General features: G+C 49.6%; 16 protein-coding genes. 14 read left to right on the top strand and 2 right to left on the bottom strand.

Annotation, left to right across the window (positions count from 1 at the left end; translation table 11 throughout):
• Window positions 1-32 precede the first annotated feature (32 nt).
• Window positions 33-1,373 (bottom strand): long-chain fatty acid transporter FadL, encoded by a 1,341-nt coding sequence (gene fadL / locus KI228_RS15465; RefSeq protein ID WP_042999959.1) that lies wholly within the window; start codon window positions 1,371-1,373, stop codon window positions 33-35.
• A 373-nt stretch (window positions 1,374-1,746) separates the two neighbouring features.
• On the opposite strand from fadL, the gene KI228_RS15460 reads away from it, so the two are divergent.
• From KI228_RS15460 to sixA, 4 genes are all read left to right on the top strand, one after another.
• On the top strand, window positions 1,747-2,031 hold the full coding sequence (locus KI228_RS15460; protein WP_042317736.1) for a YfcZ/YiiS family protein: 285 nt from the start codon (window positions 1,747-1,749) through the stop codon (window positions 2,029-2,031).
• A gap of 180 nt (window positions 2,032-2,211) precedes the next feature.
• Window positions 2,212-3,522 carry an acetyl-CoA C-acyltransferase FadI gene (gene fadI, locus KI228_RS15455; protein WP_044267838.1) on the top strand — a complete coding sequence of 437 codons (1,311 nt, stop codon included), beginning with the start codon at window positions 2,212-2,214 and terminating at the stop codon, window positions 3,520-3,522.
• Window positions 3,522-5,681 (top strand): fatty acid oxidation complex subunit alpha FadJ, encoded by a 2,160-nt coding sequence (gene fadJ, locus KI228_RS15450; RefSeq protein WP_061069815.1) that lies wholly within the window; start codon window positions 3,522-3,524, stop codon window positions 5,679-5,681. The genes fadI and fadJ overlap by 1 nt, the downstream gene beginning before the upstream one ends.
• A gap of 192 nt (window positions 5,682-5,873) precedes the next feature.
• Window positions 5,874-6,359, top strand: coding sequence for a phosphohistidine phosphatase SixA (sixA, locus tag KI228_RS15445; RefSeq protein WP_061069816.1), 486 nt, complete (start codon window positions 5,874-5,876; stop codon window positions 6,357-6,359).
• Window positions 6,360-6,575: 216 nt separating this feature from the next.
• Here sixA and smrB read toward each other — a convergent pair whose 3' ends face one another.
• Complete coding sequence (gene smrB / locus KI228_RS15440; protein ID WP_042999963.1) at window positions 6,576-7,127, bottom strand: endonuclease SmrB; 552 nt, start codon at window positions 7,125-7,127, stop codon at window positions 6,576-6,578.
• 168 nt (window positions 7,128-7,295) lie between these two features.
• Between smrB and prmB the strand changes: the two genes are divergently transcribed.
• The 10 genes from prmB to KI228_RS15390 all read left to right on the top strand — a co-directional run bounded on the left by prmB (window position 7,296) and on the right by KI228_RS15390 (window position 16,414).
• The gene (prmB, locus tag KI228_RS15435; RefSeq protein WP_042999964.1) at window positions 7,296-8,228 is read left to right on the top strand and encodes a 50S ribosomal protein L3 N(5)-glutamine methyltransferase; all 933 of its coding nucleotides are present in this window, start codon (window positions 7,296-7,298) and stop codon (window positions 8,226-8,228) included.
• Window positions 8,229-8,254: 26 nt separating this feature from the next.
• On the top strand, window positions 8,255-9,340 hold the full coding sequence (gene aroC / locus KI228_RS15430) for a chorismate synthase (protein ID WP_054175943.1): 1,086 nt from the start codon (window positions 8,255-8,257) through the stop codon (window positions 9,338-9,340).
• A gap of 3 nt (window positions 9,341-9,343) precedes the next feature.
• Complete coding sequence (mepA, locus tag KI228_RS15425) at window positions 9,344-10,168, top strand: penicillin-insensitive murein endopeptidase (RefSeq protein ID WP_044258456.1); 825 nt, start codon at window positions 9,344-9,346, stop codon at window positions 10,166-10,168.
• Window positions 10,168-10,977 carry a sulfite exporter TauE/SafE family protein gene (locus KI228_RS15420; protein ID WP_042999967.1) on the top strand — a complete coding sequence of 270 codons (810 nt, stop codon included), beginning with the start codon at window positions 10,168-10,170 and terminating at the stop codon, window positions 10,975-10,977. The genes mepA and KI228_RS15420 overlap by 1 nt, the downstream gene beginning before the upstream one ends.
• Entirely contained in the window at window positions 10,977-11,525 is a 549-nt protein-coding gene (locus KI228_RS15415) for an elongation factor P hydroxylase (RefSeq protein ID WP_044258458.1), read from the top strand. Before KI228_RS15420 ends, KI228_RS15415 begins: the two co-directional genes overlap by 1 nt.
• A gap of 31 nt (window positions 11,526-11,556) precedes the next feature.
• A complete protein-coding gene (locus tag KI228_RS15410; RefSeq protein WP_042999969.1) occupies window positions 11,557-11,841 on the top strand; it encodes a YfcL family protein in 285 nt (94 codons plus the stop codon).
• Between the two features lie 436 nt (window positions 11,842-12,277).
• Window positions 12,278-12,508 (top strand): Flp family type IVb pilin, encoded by a 231-nt coding sequence (locus KI228_RS15405; RefSeq protein WP_042999970.1) that lies wholly within the window; start codon window positions 12,278-12,280, stop codon window positions 12,506-12,508.
• A gap of 337 nt (window positions 12,509-12,845) precedes the next feature.
• Complete coding sequence (locus KI228_RS15400) at window positions 12,846-13,790, top strand: CpaB family protein (RefSeq protein ID WP_212807494.1); 945 nt, start codon at window positions 12,846-12,848, stop codon at window positions 13,788-13,790.
• A 47-nt stretch (window positions 13,791-13,837) separates the two neighbouring features.
• On the top strand, window positions 13,838-15,253 hold the full coding sequence (locus tag KI228_RS15395; RefSeq protein WP_042999972.1) for a type II and III secretion system protein family protein: 1,416 nt from the start codon (window positions 13,838-13,840) through the stop codon (window positions 15,251-15,253).
• A 15-nt stretch (window positions 15,254-15,268) separates the two neighbouring features.
• Complete coding sequence (locus KI228_RS15390) at window positions 15,269-16,414, top strand: CpaE/TadZ family protein (RefSeq protein ID WP_044258464.1); 1,146 nt, start codon at window positions 15,269-15,271, stop codon at window positions 16,412-16,414.
• The last annotated feature ends 42 nt before the right edge of the window (window positions 16,415-16,456 follow it).

The raw sequence follows: 16,456 nt of genomic DNA, 5'->3' as shown, positions 1-16,456 counted from the left end.
AAAAAGCTCACCTTTTTTACATCTGCAAGAAATCAGAATGCGTAGTTGAAGTTGGTACCGAACAGCCAGGCTTTACCTTCAGACTCGAACTGGTACGGACCTTCGTTAATCTTAACGCTCTGACCGTGCATGTAAGAGACACCAACGTCCACAGACGCATCTTTATTGAAGGCGTAGGTGGTACCGGCGCTCAGCCAGAAGCGGTCCTGATCCGGAATAGAGATAGAGCGGTTTTGTGATGGAACCGGGCTATCATCGAAGGCGATACCGGTACGGAACGTCCAGTTATCATCGTAGTAGTAGGTAGTTCCCAGTGCGATGCGGTAAGCGTCTTTAAAGCCTTCATGTTTCTGGAACAGCGTATCACCACTGGTAGATTTCGCTTTCAGCTCCTGGAACTGACTCCAGCTGGTATAGGCCAGGCTGTAGTGGATAGCCCACTGCGGCGCTACGCGGTTATAACCGGACACTTCCCACATTTCTGGCAGGTTAAGCGTCAGGTAACCTGACTGAGTGGCGCCGCCGGTAGCGGTCGGGATACCCAGGTTGTAGTTGTTGATCGCCGGAGGCAGATCGCTGCTGTAATTACCTTTAAAGTCAATTTTGACTTCAGAACGGTAGGTCAACGCGTAGCGGTTGTTTTTATCCAGTTCATACAGGATCCCGGCGTTCCAGCCGAAGCCCCATTGGTTACCATTCAGATGAGCAATTTTGGTATCGCTTGGGATGCCATTTGCGGTGGCAGCCAGTTGCTGACCCTGCGGCGTTTGTCCGGCTGGAGAGTTCATCACCTGACCGGCAACCAGTTGCCCCAGGTCACCGGCGAAGCGTTCGATTTTCGCACGCGCATAAACGGCGTTCAGACCAAGACCGAAGCTCCAGGCGTCGTCTAAGCGATAGGCGCCGCTTAAGTTGAGGTTCATGGTTTCGAGGTCGGTGGTACCGCCAACAGAACCGCCTGCGTAGGTATCGTTGAACTCTGTTGCCAGACCGTAGTTAGAGGTAATTGATGCCCCCCAACCGAACTGATCGTTAATTGGCGCAACAAAGTGTGCGTTTGGCACCCACGCCGTTGGCGCGATGTTATCGGCATCAAGGCTACGGCCAGACGGAGAGCGTCCGCTGATGTTGACGTCCGGATCGATATAGACCGCACCCGCAGAGAACGTCGGGCGATCGAACATTGTGATCAGCGCTGGGTTACGGCTGACGTTACCTGCATCGTCTGCGATAGCGCCTTCACCCGAATAGGCCCGGCCGAGGCCAGAGGAAGAAAATTCGTTTAACTGAAAGCCTGCAGACCAGGCCTGGGTGGAGATAATTGCCACTGCGACTGCGAGAGCAGACTTTGTTAACAGGGTTTTCTGGCTCATGACCATAACCTCAATTGATTTATTTTTATACAAACTATGTTACATGGTGTAACAGGAGCGCGAAGTGTAGGGTCTGTGGTACAACATAGAAATCAGACCAGTGGCGTGAGTATAGGTCTGACCAGCTGAAATGTTGCAAGTATGTTTATAATTTTTTTCAATTGTGATCTTAAAAACGCGATCCAGCTGGCAAAATTGACGGTTTGCGCACTCACCCTTTTAGGTGAAATTTGTTTTAGATCATTTTTAATTGTGATTTCGGTCACTTATCGCATTTCGCACAATTAACAACTGGAGAGGTGAATGTGGGGGGCGTAAAATATCCCCATCGTTTATCTGGCACCCTGGGTGCGAAATACAGAGGAAATCTACAATGAGTAAATGCAGTGCTGATGAAACCCCGGTTTGCTGCTGTATGGATGTTGGTACCATCATGGACAACTCCGATTGCACCGCATCATACAGCCGCGTGTTCGCTAACCGCGCAGAAGCTGAAGAGACGCTGGCGGCGCTGACCGAAAAAGCCCGTAGCGTGGAATCTGAACCGTGCAAAATCACCTCGACCTTCACCGAAGAGTCTGACGGCGTGCGTCTGGATATCGATTTTGTCTTCGCCTGCGAAGCCGAAACCCTGATTTTCCAGCTGGGTCTGCGTTAATCCCGCCTCGTTGTTTCTGATGCCCCGGTGAGTTTTCCCCGGGGCATTTTCGTTTCAGGCAGTGATTATTCACTGTGTCGTAGCTCTCACTTTCTTTGCGCTCCGCTTGGCTAAATGTAAAAAATTGGTTAAGACTATGATCAGGTCAGACCACTTATTTATTTTTTACAGGGGAGTGTTATGAGTCAGGCATTACCGCTGGTCACCCGTCAGGGCGATCGCATCGCCATCGTGAGCGGATTACGTACGCCTTTTGCCCGTCAGGCGACCGCATATCATGGCATTCCCGCCGTCGATCTCGGCAAAATGGTGGTTGGCGAACTGCTTGCACGCAGTGAAATCCCTGCTGATGTGATTGAACAACTGGTTTTTGGCCAGGTGGTACAGATGCCGGAAGCGCCGAACATCGCGCGTGAAATTGTGCTCGGGACCGGGATGAATGTGCATACCGATGCCTACAGCGTCAGTCGTGCCTGTGCAACCAGTTTTCAGGCAGTGGCTAACGTCGCAGAAAGCCTGATGGCCGGCACCATTCGTGCGGGTATCGCTGGCGGGGCTGATTCATCTTCGGTGCTGCCCATTGGCGTCAGCAAAAAACTGGCGCGGGTGCTGGTCGATGTCAACAAAGCCCGCACGATGGGGCAGCGTCTGAAACTCTTTTCCCGTCTGCGCTTGCGCGATCTGATGCCCGTCCCGCCTGCTGTGGCGGAATACTCAACCGGTCTGCGAATGGGCGATACCGCTGAGCAGATGGCGAAAACCTACGGGATTACCCGTGAACAACAGGATGCCCTGGCGCATCGTTCTCATCAGCGGGCCGCCCTGGCGTGGGCAGAAGGTAAGCTCGCCGATGAAGTAATGACCACTTACACACCGCCTTTTAAAGAGCCCCTGTCTGAAGATAACAATATTCGCGGCAACTCCACGCTGGCAGATTACGCCAGACTGCGTCCGGCATTTGACCGCAAACATGGCAGCGTTACGGCGGCAAACAGCACTCCGCTGACCGATGGCGCGGCGGCAGTCATCCTGATGACGGAATCTCGAGCGAAAGAGTTGGGGCTGGTTCCGCTCGGCTATCTGCGCAGCTACGCGTTTACCGCGATCGATGTCTGGCAGGATATGCTGCTGGGTCCGGCCTGGTCTACGCCGCTGGCGCTGGAACGTGCGGGCATCACAATGGCCGATCTGACGCTTTTCGATATGCACGAAGCCTTTGCCGCGCAGACGCTTGCCAATCTCCAGTTACTTGGCAGTGAGCGTTTTGCCCGCGACGTGCTCGGTCGAAGCCATGCCACTGGCGAAGTGGATGACAGCAAATTTAACGTACTTGGCGGTTCAATTGCCTTTGGACATCCATTTGCCGCGACGGGCGCGAGGATGATCACGCAAACGCTGCACGAATTACGTCGTCGTGGTGGCGGCTTTGGCCTGGTCACCGCCTGCGCAGCGGGTGGGCTGGGTGCGGCAATGGTTCTGGAGGCGGAATAATGGAAATGACATCGGCTTTTACGCTTAACGTGCGTCTGGACAACGTCGCGGTCATCTCTGTTGATGTCCCCGGAGAAAAGATGAATACCCTTAAGGCGGAGTTTGCCTCGCAGGTACGCATCATTCTTAAACAGATTCGCGAGAACAAGGCGATTCGCGGCGTCGTCATTATTTCTGCAAAAGCGGACAATTTTATTGCCGGGGCGGATATCAATATGATTGGCCGCTGCAAAAGCGCCCAGGAAGCAGAAACGCTGGCGCGACAGGGGCAGCAACTGATGGCCGAGATTAACGCGCTGCCGATTCCGGTGGTGGCCGCCATTCACGGCGCTTGCCTGGGTGGCGGACTTGAACTGGCGCTGGCCTGTCATACTCGCGTTTGCACGGACGATGCAAAAACCGTACTCGGTTTACCGGAAGTGCAACTCGGGCTGCTGCCGGGGTCGGGCGGTACCCAACGGCTACCCCGACGGGTGGGTGTTAGTACGGCGCTGGATATGATCCTCACTGGTAAGCAACTTCGCGCGAAGCAGGCGCTGAAAGCGGGGCTGGTGGATGAGGTAGTCCCGCAGACGATCCTGCTGGATGCTGCCGTGGAATGGGCGAAAAAAGATCGTCCCGTTCACCGCGCTTTACCGGTTCGTGAACGTATTCTGGCGGGCCCGCTCGGACGGGCGTTGCTGTTCCGCATGGTCAGCAAGAAAACAGAACAGAAAACCCAGGGAAATTACCCGGCGACAGAACGTATTTTACAGGTGATTGAAACCGGACTGGCACAGGGGAGTAGCAGCGGCTATGACGCGGAGGCGCGCGCGTTTGGCGAGCTGGCGATGACGCCGCAATCGCAGGCGTTACGCAATATCTTTTTTGCCAGTACGGACGTGAAAAAGGATCCGGGCAGCGAGGTGCCGCCAGGGCCGCTTAACAGCGTCGGCGTATTAGGTGGTGGACTGATGGGCGGCGGTATTGCGTACGTCACAGCCTGTAAAGGTGGCTTGCCAGTTCGTATCAAAGACATAAATACCAAAGGAATCAATCACGCGCTGAAATACAGCTGGGATCAGCTTGAAACGAAGGTACGTCGTCGGCATATCAAAGCCAGTGAACGTGACAAACAGCTGGCGCTAATATCGGGTTCGACCGACTATCGCGGCTTTTCCCATCGCGACCTGGTGATTGAAGCGGTATTTGAAGATCTGTCGTTAAAACAACAGATGGTGGCGGAAGTTGAGCAGAATTGCGCATCCCACACCATTTTTGCCTCCAACACGTCATCTTTACCGATTAGCGATATTGCGGCCAAAGCGGCCAGGCCTGAGCAGGTGATTGGTCTGCACTTCTTTAGCCCGGTAGAAAAAATGCCGCTGGTGGAGGTGATTCCGCATGCTATGACGTCGGGGCAAACCATCGCCACTACGGTTAAGCTGGCGAAAAAACAGGGCAAAACGCCAATTGTGGTGCGTGATAAGGCTGGGTTCTACGTAAACCGCATTCTTGCGCCGTATATCAATGAAGCGATTCGCCTGCTGACCGAAGGTGAGCGGGTCGAGCAGATCGACAGCGCACTGGTAAAGTTTGGTTTTCCGGTTGGGCCAATCCAACTTTTGGATGAGGTCGGAATCGACACAGGCACTAAAATTATACCGATACTGGAAGCCGCTTATGGCGAGCGTTTTAGCGCCCCTGCAAATGTTGTTTCATCAATTTTGAATGACGATCGCAAAGGTAGAAAAAATGGTCGGGGTTTCTATCTTTATGGGGCGAAAGGGCGTAAAAGCAAAAAACAGGTCGACCCTACAATTTATACGCTTATAGGCGCTCAGGGGCAGAGCCGGCTCTCCGCTTCGCAGATTGCGGAACGCTGCGTCATGTTAATGCTCAATGAGGCGGCGCGCTGCTTCGATGAGCAGGTGATCCGTAGCGCGCGCGACGGTGACATTGGCGCAGTGTTTGGTATTGGTTTTCCTCCGTTTCTCGGTGGCCCGTTCCGTTATATGGATTCTCTCGGGGCGGGTGAAGTGGTTGCGGTATTGCAACGTCTGGCTTCGCTGTATGGTCCGCGGTTCACGCCGTGCGATACGTTGTTACAGATGGCGGAGCGGGGTGAAAGTTTCTGGAAAGCAGATGCAACTGACCTGAAAGAACAAGGTCAAATGTAAGGTATATCCGCACTGAATGGCTGTGTGTTGGTTAAATTGTAAACACAGATTGACTATACTTACGCCATTGAGGTAAAACACAGCGTTTCATTCAGTGAACGGATAAGGCACAATGCCGGCCACTGCATTACAGCAACCCTGAGGGGTTTTGGCTGGGGTGCGTGTGATTCTGGTTAACAAAAGCGGTGCAATATGCAAGTTTTTATCATGCGTCACGGCGACGCGGCCCTCGATGCCGCCAGTGATTCGGTTCGTCCCTTAACCCCCTGCGGTTGTGACGAATCACGCCTTATGGCGAACTGGCTGAAAGGTCAAAAAGTGGATATCGAACGTGTTCTGGTGAGCCCGTTCCTGCGAGCCGAACAAACGTTGGATGTGGTAGGGGGATGCATGAACCTGCCACGCGACGTGGATGTTTTGCCGGAGTTGACTCCCTGCGGCGATGTCGGTCTGGTCAGCGCCTATTTGCAGGCTCTGGCCAATGAAGGCGTAGCCACCGCGCTGGTAATCTCCCACCTTCCGTTAGTGGGTTATCTGGTGTCCGAGATGTGTCCAGGCGAAACGCCGCCGATGTTTACCACCTCCGCGATTGCCAGTGTGACGCTGGATGAAAGCGGAAAAGGGGTGTTCAACTGGCAGATGAGCCCGTGCAACCTCAAAATGGCGAAAGCGATTTAACCGCTGTATTCTCTGTAAAGAACCGCTGATGCGGCTCTTCAGACTGCTGACAAAGAAGAAAAAACGTGGTTTTTCCTTCTTTGTGGTTATCAGCCGAAAATCAATAAATTGATTTTCCTGGTTTTTTAATGAGGTGCTCTCTGCTTGTCGGGGGGCCGGAATCAGGTTTATCACTACGCTAAAGAGCCGCTGATGCGGCTCTTGTTGTTTCTGTGCTCAGGGCAGTTCCGGCGGCGCCCACTCTTCCACTTCGATTAACACCAGCAGCGCGGCATCGCCGCCGTACTCTTTCGGTGCCTGATGGAAGGCCATGACGTGCGGATGCTGCGCCAGCCACAGCGGCGTCTGTTGTTTCAGCACATGTTTGCCGTGACCGTGCATCACGCAGGCGCAAAACACATGTTCCCGGCGGCAGGCGGCAATCAGCGCGCCCAGTTCCTGCTTTGCCTGAAGCTGCGTCAGACCGTGTAAATCGAGAAACAGCTCCGGAGAGTAATCGCCACGGCGCATTTTCTTCAGCTCGAAATGGCTCACGTCAGGACGGACATATTTGACCGGGCCTTCCGTATTCAGCAGCGGCTGAAACTCATCAGAGAAATAATGGCTGGCATCGGCCTGCTCCGAAAGCAGCCGCTTAACCGGCACCTCGGTGATCTTTTTACGCAGCGGGCGATGAACAATGGTGTCCTGTTTAATCTGACGGGTGCCGGTCATCAGTTGCCGGAACAGCGCCTGGTCCTCCTCGCTCAGCGATGTTTTCTTTTTCATTCTGTGATCTCATCTTTTTTTATTGTCCGTTAGTTTACCCGACTCGATGCGGATGCGAATGCTCAAAACGCAATTTTCACCCGCAACCCCTGCGTGATTGCTGATTTATCGCCGTCTTCATGGCAAACTAGCCGCCGAAATTAATGCGAGCATGCCCTGGAGGAACAGGTGGATAAAATTTTCGTTGATGAAGCAGTGAGTGATCTGCATACCATTCAGGACATGTTGCGCTGGGCGGTCAGCCGTTTTAGCGCGGCGAATATCTGGTACGGTCACGGTACCGATAACCCGTGGGATGAAGCCGTGCAACTGGTGTTGCCATCGCTGTATCTGCCGCTTGATATTCCAGAAGATATGCGTACCGCGCGCCTGACCTCCAGCGAACGCCACCGTATTGTTGAGCGCGTAATCCGCCGTGTGAACGAACGTATTCCGGTGGCCTATCTGACCAACAAAGCCTGGTTCTGCGGCCATGAGTTTTATGTTGATGAGCGCGTGCTGGTGCCGCGTTCTCCAATTGGTGAGTTGATCAACAACCGCTTTGCGGGGCTGGTCAGTGAGCCGCCTCAGCTAATCCTTGATATGTGTACCGGTAGCGGCTGTATTGCGATTGCCTGCGCCTATGCCTTCCCGGAAGCGGAAGTGGATGCGGTAGATATCTCGGCGGACGCGCTGGCCGTGACCGAACACAACATTGAAGAGCACGGTCTGATCCATCATGTCACGCCGATTCGTTCCGATCTGTTCCGTGACCTGCCGAAGGTTCAGTACGATCTGATCGTAACCAACCCGCCGTACGTTGATGCGGAAGATATGTCCGATCTGCCTAATGAATATCGTCATGAGCCGGAACTGGGTCTGGCGTCCGGCACTGACGGCCTGAAACTCACCCGTCGCATTCTGGGCAACGCGCCGGATTACCTGTCTGATAACGGCATTCTGATTTGTGAAGTCGGTAACAGCATGGTACATCTGATGGAACAATATCCGGATGTGCCGTTCACCTGGCTGGAATTTGACAATGGCGGCGATGGCGTCTTTATGCTGACCAAAGCCGAGTTGATTGCTGCCCGCGAGCACTTCAGCCTCTATAAAGATTAAACCACAACGACAACAACGAGACCGCAATGGCAGGAAATACAATTGGACAACTCTTTCGTGTAACCACCTTCGGCGAATCGCACGGGCTGGCGCTCGGTTGTATCGTCGACGGTGTGCCGCCAGGCATTCCGCTGACAGAAGCTGACCTGCAGCACGATCTCGACAGACGTCGCCCTGGCACGTCGCGTTACACGACGCAGCGTCGCGAACCGGATCAGGTGAAAATCCTCTCCGGCGTGTTTGAAGGCGTAACGACGGGGACCAGCATAGGTCTGCTGATTGAAAACACCGATCAGCGCTCGCAGGACTACAGCGCTATTAAGGACGTGTTTCGTCCGGGACACGCAGACTACACTTACGAACAAAAATATGGCCTGCGCGATTATCGTGGCGGCGGGCGTTCTTCCGCGCGAGAAACCGCGATGCGCGTGGCGGCAGGTGCCATTGCTAAAAAATATCTCGCTGAAAAATTTGGCGTAACCATTCAGGGCTGTTTGACCCAGATGGGCGACATTCCGCTGGCAATCAAAGACTGGTCGTTGGTCGAGCAAAACCCGTTCTTCTGTCCTGACCCTGATAAAATTGAAGCGCTGGACGAGCTGATGCGCGCGCTGAAAAAAGAGGGCGATTCCATTGGCGCGAAAGTGACCGTGGTCGCCAGCGGTGTGCCGGCAGGCCTGGGTGAACCCGTCTTTGACCGACTTGATGCCGATATCGCCCACGCGCTGATGAGCATCAATGCGGTGAAAGGCGTCGAAATTGGTGACGGCTTTGAGGTCGTGGCGCTACGCGGCAGTCAGAATCGTGATGAAATCACCAAAGACGGCTTCCAGAGCAATCACGCCGGCGGTATTCTGGGCGGGATCAGTAGCGGCCAGCAAATCGTGGCCCACATGGCGCTGAAACCGACGTCCAGTATTACCGTTCCGGGTCGCACAATTAACCGTTTTGGCGAAGAGGTGGAGATGATCACGAAAGGTCGTCACGATCCGTGCGTGGGGATCCGTGCGGTACCCATCGCGGAAGCGATGCTGGCGATCGTGCTGATGGATCACCTGTTACGTCAACGGGCGCAAAATGCGGATGTCAAAACGGATATTCCACGCTGGTAAGAGATGAAAAAAACCGCGATAGCACTGCTGGCTCTGTTTGCCAGCGCGGCCAGTCTGGCGGCGACGCCGTGGCAGAAAATTACCCAGCCCGTGCCGGGCAGCGCACAGTCAATTGGTGGTTTCTCGAACGGCTGCATTGTGGGGGCGGACACGCTTCCCGTGCAGTCGGATCACTATCAGGTGATGCGCACCGATCAGCGCCGCTATTTTGGCCATCCCGATCTGGTGATGTTTATCCAGCGACTGAGTACGCAGGTGAGCAATCTGGGGTTGGGAACGGTGCTGATTGGCGATATGGGAATGCCCGCCGGTGGTCGATTTAACGGCGGACATGCCAGCCATCAGACCGGTCTGGATGTAGACATTTTCCTGCAGTTGCCAAAAACACGCTGGACTCAGGCGCAACTGTTGCGTCCCCAGGCGCTGGATTTGGTCGCCCGTGACGGTAAACATGTTGTGCCTTCGCTCTGGAAACCGGAAATCTCCAGCCTGATTAAGCTGGCGGCGAAAGATAACGACGTCACGCGTATTTTTGTGAATCCTGCCATAAAACAACAGCTCTGCCTGGATGCCGGTACCGATCGCGACTGGTTACGTAAAGTGCGACCCTGGTTCCAGCATCGTGCGCATATGCATGTCCGATTACGTTGCCCTGCCGACAGCCTTGAGTGCGAAGATCAACCTTTGCCTCCTCCGGGCGACGGTTGCGGCGCTGAGCTACAAAGTTGGTTTGAACCGCCAAAACCTGGAACAACAAAGCCTGAGAAGAAGACACCGCCTCCGTTGCCGCCTTCCTGCCAGGCGCTTCTGGATGAGCATGTACTCTAATGGATAATTTTGCGGACCTGTTTATGGTCTCTCCGCTGCTGTTGCTGGTGCTGTTTTTTGTGGCAATGTTGGCTGGATTTATCGACTCACTGGCGGGCGGCGGCGGCCTGTTGACCATCCCCGCGCTGATGGCGGCAGGGATGTCTCCCGCGCAGGCGCTGGCAACCAATAAACTGCAGGCCTGCGGCGGTTCGATTTCATCTTCAATTTATTTTATTCGCCGTAAAGTGGTGAACCTCGCCGAGCAAAAACTCAATATCGCGATGACGTTTATTGGTTCGATGAGCGGCGCACTGCTGGTGCAGCATGTGCAGTCAGGCGTGTTGCGACAGATCCTGCCTGTTCTGGTGATCTGCATTGGTCTCTACTTTTTGCTGATGCCGAAAGTGGGCGAGGAAGACAGACAGCGTCGCCTGTACGGTCTGCCGTTTGCCCTGGTGGCCGGTGGCTGCGTAGGCTTCTACGATGGTTTTTTTGGCCCGGCGGCAGGTTCATTTTACGCGCTGTCGTTTGTCATGCTGTGCGGCTATAACCTTGCTAAATCGACGGCTCACGCCAAGGTGCTGAATGCCACCTCCAATATTGGCGGCCTGCTGCTGTTTGTCATCGGCGGGAAAGTGATTTGGGCCACCGGATTTGTCATGCTGATCGGGCAATTTCTCGGGGCGCGGATGGGCTCCCGACTGGTACTGAGCAAAGGACAAAAGCTGATTCGGCCCATGATCGTCATTGTCTCGGCGGTGATGAGCATGAAACTTCTTTATGATAACCATGGACAGGAGATTCTCCACTGGCTGGGGATGAATTAATGAACAGTACGCACCGCTACGAACAATTGATTGAGATTTTTAACGGCTGCTTTGCCGATGATTTTAATACCCGTCTGATTAAAGGCGACGACGAACCGATCTATCTTCCTGCTGATACGGAGATCCCGTATCACCGGATTGTTTTTGCGCATGGCTTTTACGCCAGCGCATTGCATGAGATTTCGCACTGGTGCATTGCCGGAAAAGCGCGCCGCGAGCTGGTGGATTTCGGCTACTGGTATTGTCCGGACGGTCGCGATGCGGTGACACAGGGGCAGTTTGAAGATGTGGAAGTGAAACCGCAGGCATTCGACTGGTTGTTTTGCGTGGCGGCGGGATATCCGTTTAACGTCAGTTGCGACAACCTGGAAGGCGATTTTGAACCGGACCGCGTGGTGTTTCAGCGTCGGGTTCATGCACAGGTGATGACGTATCTGGAGGAGGGCATTCCCGAACGTCCGGCGCGCTTCATCAAAGCATTACAGAATTATTATCACACGCCTGAACTTACGGCGGAACAATTCCCGTGGCCAGAAGCGCTCAACTGAAGCCAGTGCCACGTTACAATGAGGAAAGAAGATGATCGCGGAGTTTGAATCACGCATTCTGGCATTAATCGACGACATGGTAGAGCATGCAAGCGATGATGAGCTGTTTGCCAGTGGATATTTGCGTGGCCACCTGACGTTAGCCGTCGCAGAACTGGAAGGTACTGATGACCATTCTGCTCAGGCCGTCTATGCCAACGTCACCCGCAGCCTGGAAAACGCTATCGGTGCCGGTGAGTTGTCGCCGCGCGATCAGGCGTTAGTCAAAGAGATGTGGGACGCGCTGTATCAGAAGGTGGCGCATCAAGGCGTTTAATAATGACTCAACAGAGGGTCAATTAGACATCTAAGCGAAAGTGTCTCATTGTGGGTCCGATAGTGAATTCTTTATTGGACCCAAATTCTGGCAGGTCGCAAAAAACAAATCTATTTAAATATATTGCATTATATTATCTCATGTGTAATTTAATTTAAATTAATCAGAAACGCCTCAAAAAAAGAAGGAAAAACGCACGATATAATTCCCACAAATTCAAATCAATCGTTTTGATGAATTGTAATCTGACAATTCAATCCCCTTCGCTATATAAATATAATCTTAAAAAAAAATCATAGGGTTATATTTTAGAAATCCAAAGTTCATAATGTTTCCAGCTTGAGCCATATACGAATTCAGGCTGCAGACTGTGTATACGCGCGACTAGCTATCAGGGTTGTTAGCTACTAAATGTATCATAATAGGGACTAAGAAAATGAATGAGCTACTCATCAAAGCTTATGTTAAGGGGTTAAATGGAGCCGGACGTGTCCATAACTACTTTAAAGATGAGCGAGGCGTGACAGCTGTAGAATATGCAATTGTACTTGCTGGCGTTGCAGCCGTAGTCGCAGTGATCTTCGGTAAAGATGGTACAGTACAGACGTTGTTAGAAAGTATTTTCAAAACGGTATCGCAACAGGTTTTGGATTCTATCACTTCATAATCAGCGTTGAGATAATGCGGGCAGGGAATATTCTGCCCGTACAGTTTAATAAAATAAGTATAAATAAATGGTGTGAAAACATCATTTTTTATGTGTAAGTAAAATATGGTAATCCCTTTGTAGACTTCGCAATCAGCAAAGTCCGTGCGGTAGCTATGTCCAAAATAAATGTATATCATGTACGTATTCCTCAATATACATTTACTTCTATTATAGAACTTAATTCTTATATTCAATTTTCCCATAATATGCGGACGATGATGGCATCATAAATCATAGTTTGCGTCATATAAATTATGACGTCACACATATTAGCCTGATAACGTTGAGGATATCAATGAGCAAAAAATACTCATTAATAATTAATATTGCCATGATCGTTATTGGTATCATTGGTATGCTTTTTTATTATATGGCGAGCAAGAAACCCCAGTACAAGCCCAGTCAGGTGCAGAAAGTTGTTCAAACAAAAGTTATCGAATCGCCTACTGAGAGTATTACCGTCGCCGTTGCGAAGAAAAATCTGCAAAAAGGGACGCGCTTAACCTCTGGTGATTTTCAACTCGAAACCCTCAAGATAAAAGAGGGGGGGAATGAAAAAAGTACACTTTCAGTGGGCGATATTGATAACTGGATGCTGAAAAGTGATATTTCAGAAGGCGCAAAAATTCCCCAGGCAATTTTAGTTAAGCCAGGTAGCGAAGAATATATAAAAATGTCAGCAAAACCTGGAAGTATAGTCTACGGATTCTCTATTAAAAAAAATGATAGCTATCTCTTCAACAATGCGCAAGCTGGCGGCGGAGTAGATATTTATCTGGCCTATAATTTGAGAGTAACAAAAGACGAATCCGGAGAGATAAAGACCGCGCCAGTAACAGATGCAACGGATCATATTAATGGTCGGCATTTCAAAATGTTAATGAAAAATAAGAAGATACTGTCCATTCAAACAGTTACATCGAAAGTTAAAGCAGTAGTAAATGAACAAAACCCCATGATAAATGAAGGATATGTTTTAGTGGAGCTTACGCCTGCAGAAGTGATAATGCTAAAAGGTTTAGAGGATGCAAAACTGTATATTTTCCCTACGAGTGAAAATATTGCTGAATTTGATCCTGCTCATTCTGTCTTAGTGGGGGATGAAGGTCAGTGGCCGATTGATAATAGAAATATTTTATCGACAGCGGTTCAAAGTGCGACAACGATTCAAAATGACAGTGAGTTTATAAGAGAGTTTCGCGGTGAGAATAGTGCTAACAGTTCGATAAATAGCAAATAGCGCTAAAAGTATTAATAATACGGATGCTTAAAAATAAGGATAGATTTATGTCGAAAACAGCAAAAGTGCTCGTTTTATTTTGTTTATGTCCATTATTACTATCGTCTGCCTTTGGAGAAGATTTAACACTGAAGGAAGGGCAAGCAAAAAATATTTCATCGCAGCAGAAAATAGAGACTGTTTTCATCTCAAACCCAGAAGTTGCAGATTACAAAGTCATTGATAATAAAAAAATTGTCCTGTTCGCCAAGCAACCAGGTGTGGCTGATCTAACGATTTACGGAGTGAAAGGTAAAGTATTAAAAAAAATCAGCGTTGCCGTTGATGAAATCGGAAGCTCCCTGGCCCAAAAGGTGAATAAAAAATACCCTGGCACCAAAATTAGCATTGAGCGCTACATGAGTAAAGATAAGGCAACTTATATTATTCAGGGTGAAGTGGCGACAGAAGAATTAAGAGATGAGATCTATAACACTGTTGGTAGTCTTGTTGGCAGTGATAAAAAAGAAGAAGACGTCACATGGAATGAAAATTCGCAAGGCGGCGGCACGGGCGGCACCAAGATCGACCATTTAAGTAAAAAAAGATGGGACAATATCATCGATCGCATGACTGTACTATCATCGCCGCAACAGGTTAATGTGAAGTTAACCGTTGTTGAAGTGACTAAGCAATTCACCGATGCGTTGGGCATTGAATGGAGCAGCTTAACACTTGACAGTATCATCAACGGTGGGAGTACAGCAAACAGCGCGGGAGTCTTCAGCTTAATAGGCTTTAAAGGCGGATTTGATGCAGGAAACATTAGTACTGTTATCAACGCCGTCAAAAACGACAGCATTGCGAAAGTGTTAGCACAACCGAATTTAACCGTTCTCTCAGGAGAGTATGCCAGCTTTTTGGTAGGAGGGGAGATTCCAATTGTTGTCGACAGTGGTGGCAACAGTACGGCATCTGTGGAGTATAAGGAATACGGCATACGTCTTAATATTGGCGCAAAGGTGAATCGCACTGATAAAATCCGTCTTTTCATATCTAACGAATTAAGTAATGTTACAGGGAGCTACACTTACAACTCCTATGCTATCCCGACCATTAACACCAGAAGAACACAATCCACAATAGAATTAGCCGATGGAGATAGTTTTGTCATCGGTGGATTACTGACTGAAACTGACCGAGAGTCTTTATCTAAAGTGCCGTATGCCGGCGATATCCCAATCCTTGGGGCTTTTGCCCGAAGCTCACAGACTGAAAGAGAGAAGAGTGAGCTAGTCGTATTCGCAACTGTAAAATTAGTAAAACCGTTTTCAGCAGAAAATAGCTATAAAATCCCCACTCCCCAATACCATAAAACTTCAGTAGACAAACTTTTCTTCAATGTCGGCGTTGCTGATGAACATACTAATAGACTAGAAGAAGACGCAAGAAGTTTCATTTCACGCGGTGGATTTATCCGATAAAGAACGGGAGGGGAAATGCTGGATCTTACTAAAATTAACAAAAGAAATATTGAAAATAAAAATAACAATTCCACCATTGGAACTGTTGCTGTCATCTCATCACGTAGTCATGTTTCTGCTGGGGTAATGACCCAAATACGCGTGAACGGCTGCCATGACATTATCCAGGTAAATAAATTTTTCAATGATATTATCGATGATAAAGAATTAACATCGTCAGAGTATCTCATCGTTGATATTGAAGATTTTAACGATGTAGACGCTATACAGCAAAAGATAAAATATCTCTTTCCAGCTGCAACGAAAAAAATATTTATTGGTGATGTTGATTCAATTACCTTCAGCAATGAAATGAAGCGAATTGGGGCTGTATATTTGCATCTTGATTCACAAATTACATTGCTCGGTGTAACATTGAAGAATTTTGAAACTGATGTTACAAGTGTGAGCTATACACAACGCATCAGTATCCTGGGCTGCAAAGGGGGAAGTGGAACTTCTTTTGTCGCATACCAGTTTTTTAGATCAATTTGTGGATTAAGTCATTTACCTGTATTGCTTGTTCAGGGGCATACAGGCACACCCGATCTTGATCTCATATCAGATACCGCTCTACAACATGACGGTGTAATATCTTATATTGACGCAAATCGCGGAATGAAGATTGCTACTGATGAAGAGCAATGGCAGTTTGATTCGGACGAATACAAAAATTATAATATTGTTGTTTTTGACCATAACGTTACAACACAGGTGAGAGATAAACTTGCCTACATTGTCCCTGGTTCCGATTTTATCTTTATTGTTGTAACCAGAGAACTCTCATCAGTACGCAATGCCCGTCTTATCATTGATGAATTAGAAAGAACAACCACCACGTCAGACAATCAGAAGAAAAATTCAAAAAACATTATCATTCTGAATGAAAATCATCATTCAAGGCCGAATGAGTTGAATAAGGAAGATATAGAAAATTACCTGGGTAAGAAAATTGACATTGTACACCCTTACATTAAAGATGTAAAAAAGACTGATAACAAATCAGAACTTTATTTCTTTACGGCCAAAATGTTGGGTAAAAATATGAAAGGTGAGAAACCTGATGGCAATAAGAAAGGTCTATCACTATTTTCAATATTTAATAAGAAGAAAAATAATTAATGACCAGGTTATCATCGTGGCTATCCCTCGTCAAGGCACTAT

This window comes from Citrobacter amalonaticus, from assembly GCF_018323885.1.
GTDB lineage: Bacteria > Pseudomonadota > Gammaproteobacteria > Enterobacterales > Enterobacteriaceae > Citrobacter_A > Citrobacter_A amalonaticus.
The sequence above is the reverse complement of the archived record's forward strand: the minus strand, read 5'-3'. Positions and strand labels throughout refer to the sequence as shown.

Excerpts from the sequence above, each read along its gene's own strand:
- KI228_RS15460 (WP_042317736.1), top strand. The coding sequence starts at position 1,747 with ATGAGTAAATGCAGTGCTGATGAAACCCCGGTTTGCTGCTGTATGGAT.
- KI228_RS15400 (WP_212807494.1), top strand. The coding sequence starts at position 12,846 with ATGAGCAAAAAATACTCATTAATAATTAATATTGCCATGATCGTTATT.
- KI228_RS15410 (WP_042999969.1), top strand. The coding sequence starts at position 11,557 with ATGATCGCGGAGTTTGAATCACGCATTCTGGCATTAATCGACGACATG.
- fadJ (WP_061069815.1), top strand. The coding sequence starts at position 3,522 with ATGGAAATGACATCGGCTTTTACGCTTAACGTGCGTCTGGACAACGTC.
- sixA (WP_061069816.1), top strand. The coding sequence starts at position 5,874 with ATGCAAGTTTTTATCATGCGTCACGGCGACGCGGCCCTCGATGCCGCC.
- mepA (WP_044258456.1), top strand. The coding sequence starts at position 9,344 with ATGAAAAAAACCGCGATAGCACTGCTGGCTCTGTTTGCCAGCGCGGCC.
- KI228_RS15395 (WP_042999972.1), top strand. The coding sequence starts at position 13,838 with ATGTCGAAAACAGCAAAAGTGCTCGTTTTATTTTGTTTATGTCCATTA.
- aroC (WP_054175943.1), top strand. The coding sequence starts at position 8,255 with ATGGCAGGAAATACAATTGGACAACTCTTTCGTGTAACCACCTTCGGC.
- KI228_RS15420 (WP_042999967.1), top strand. The coding sequence starts at position 10,168 with ATGGATAATTTTGCGGACCTGTTTATGGTCTCTCCGCTGCTGTTGCTG.
- KI228_RS15415 (WP_044258458.1), top strand. The coding sequence starts at position 10,977 with ATGAACAGTACGCACCGCTACGAACAATTGATTGAGATTTTTAACGGC.
- fadL (WP_042999959.1), bottom strand. The coding sequence starts at position 1,373 with ATGAGCCAGAAAACCCTGTTAACAAAGTCTGCTCTCGCAGTCGCAGTG.
- fadI (WP_044267838.1), top strand. The coding sequence starts at position 2,212 with ATGAGTCAGGCATTACCGCTGGTCACCCGTCAGGGCGATCGCATCGCC.
- KI228_RS15405 (WP_042999970.1), top strand. The coding sequence starts at position 12,278 with ATGAATGAGCTACTCATCAAAGCTTATGTTAAGGGGTTAAATGGAGCC.
- KI228_RS15390 (WP_044258464.1), top strand. The coding sequence starts at position 15,269 with ATGCTGGATCTTACTAAAATTAACAAAAGAAATATTGAAAATAAAAAT.
- smrB (WP_042999963.1), bottom strand. The coding sequence starts at position 7,127 with ATGAAAAAGAAAACATCGCTGAGCGAGGAGGACCAGGCGCTGTTCCGG.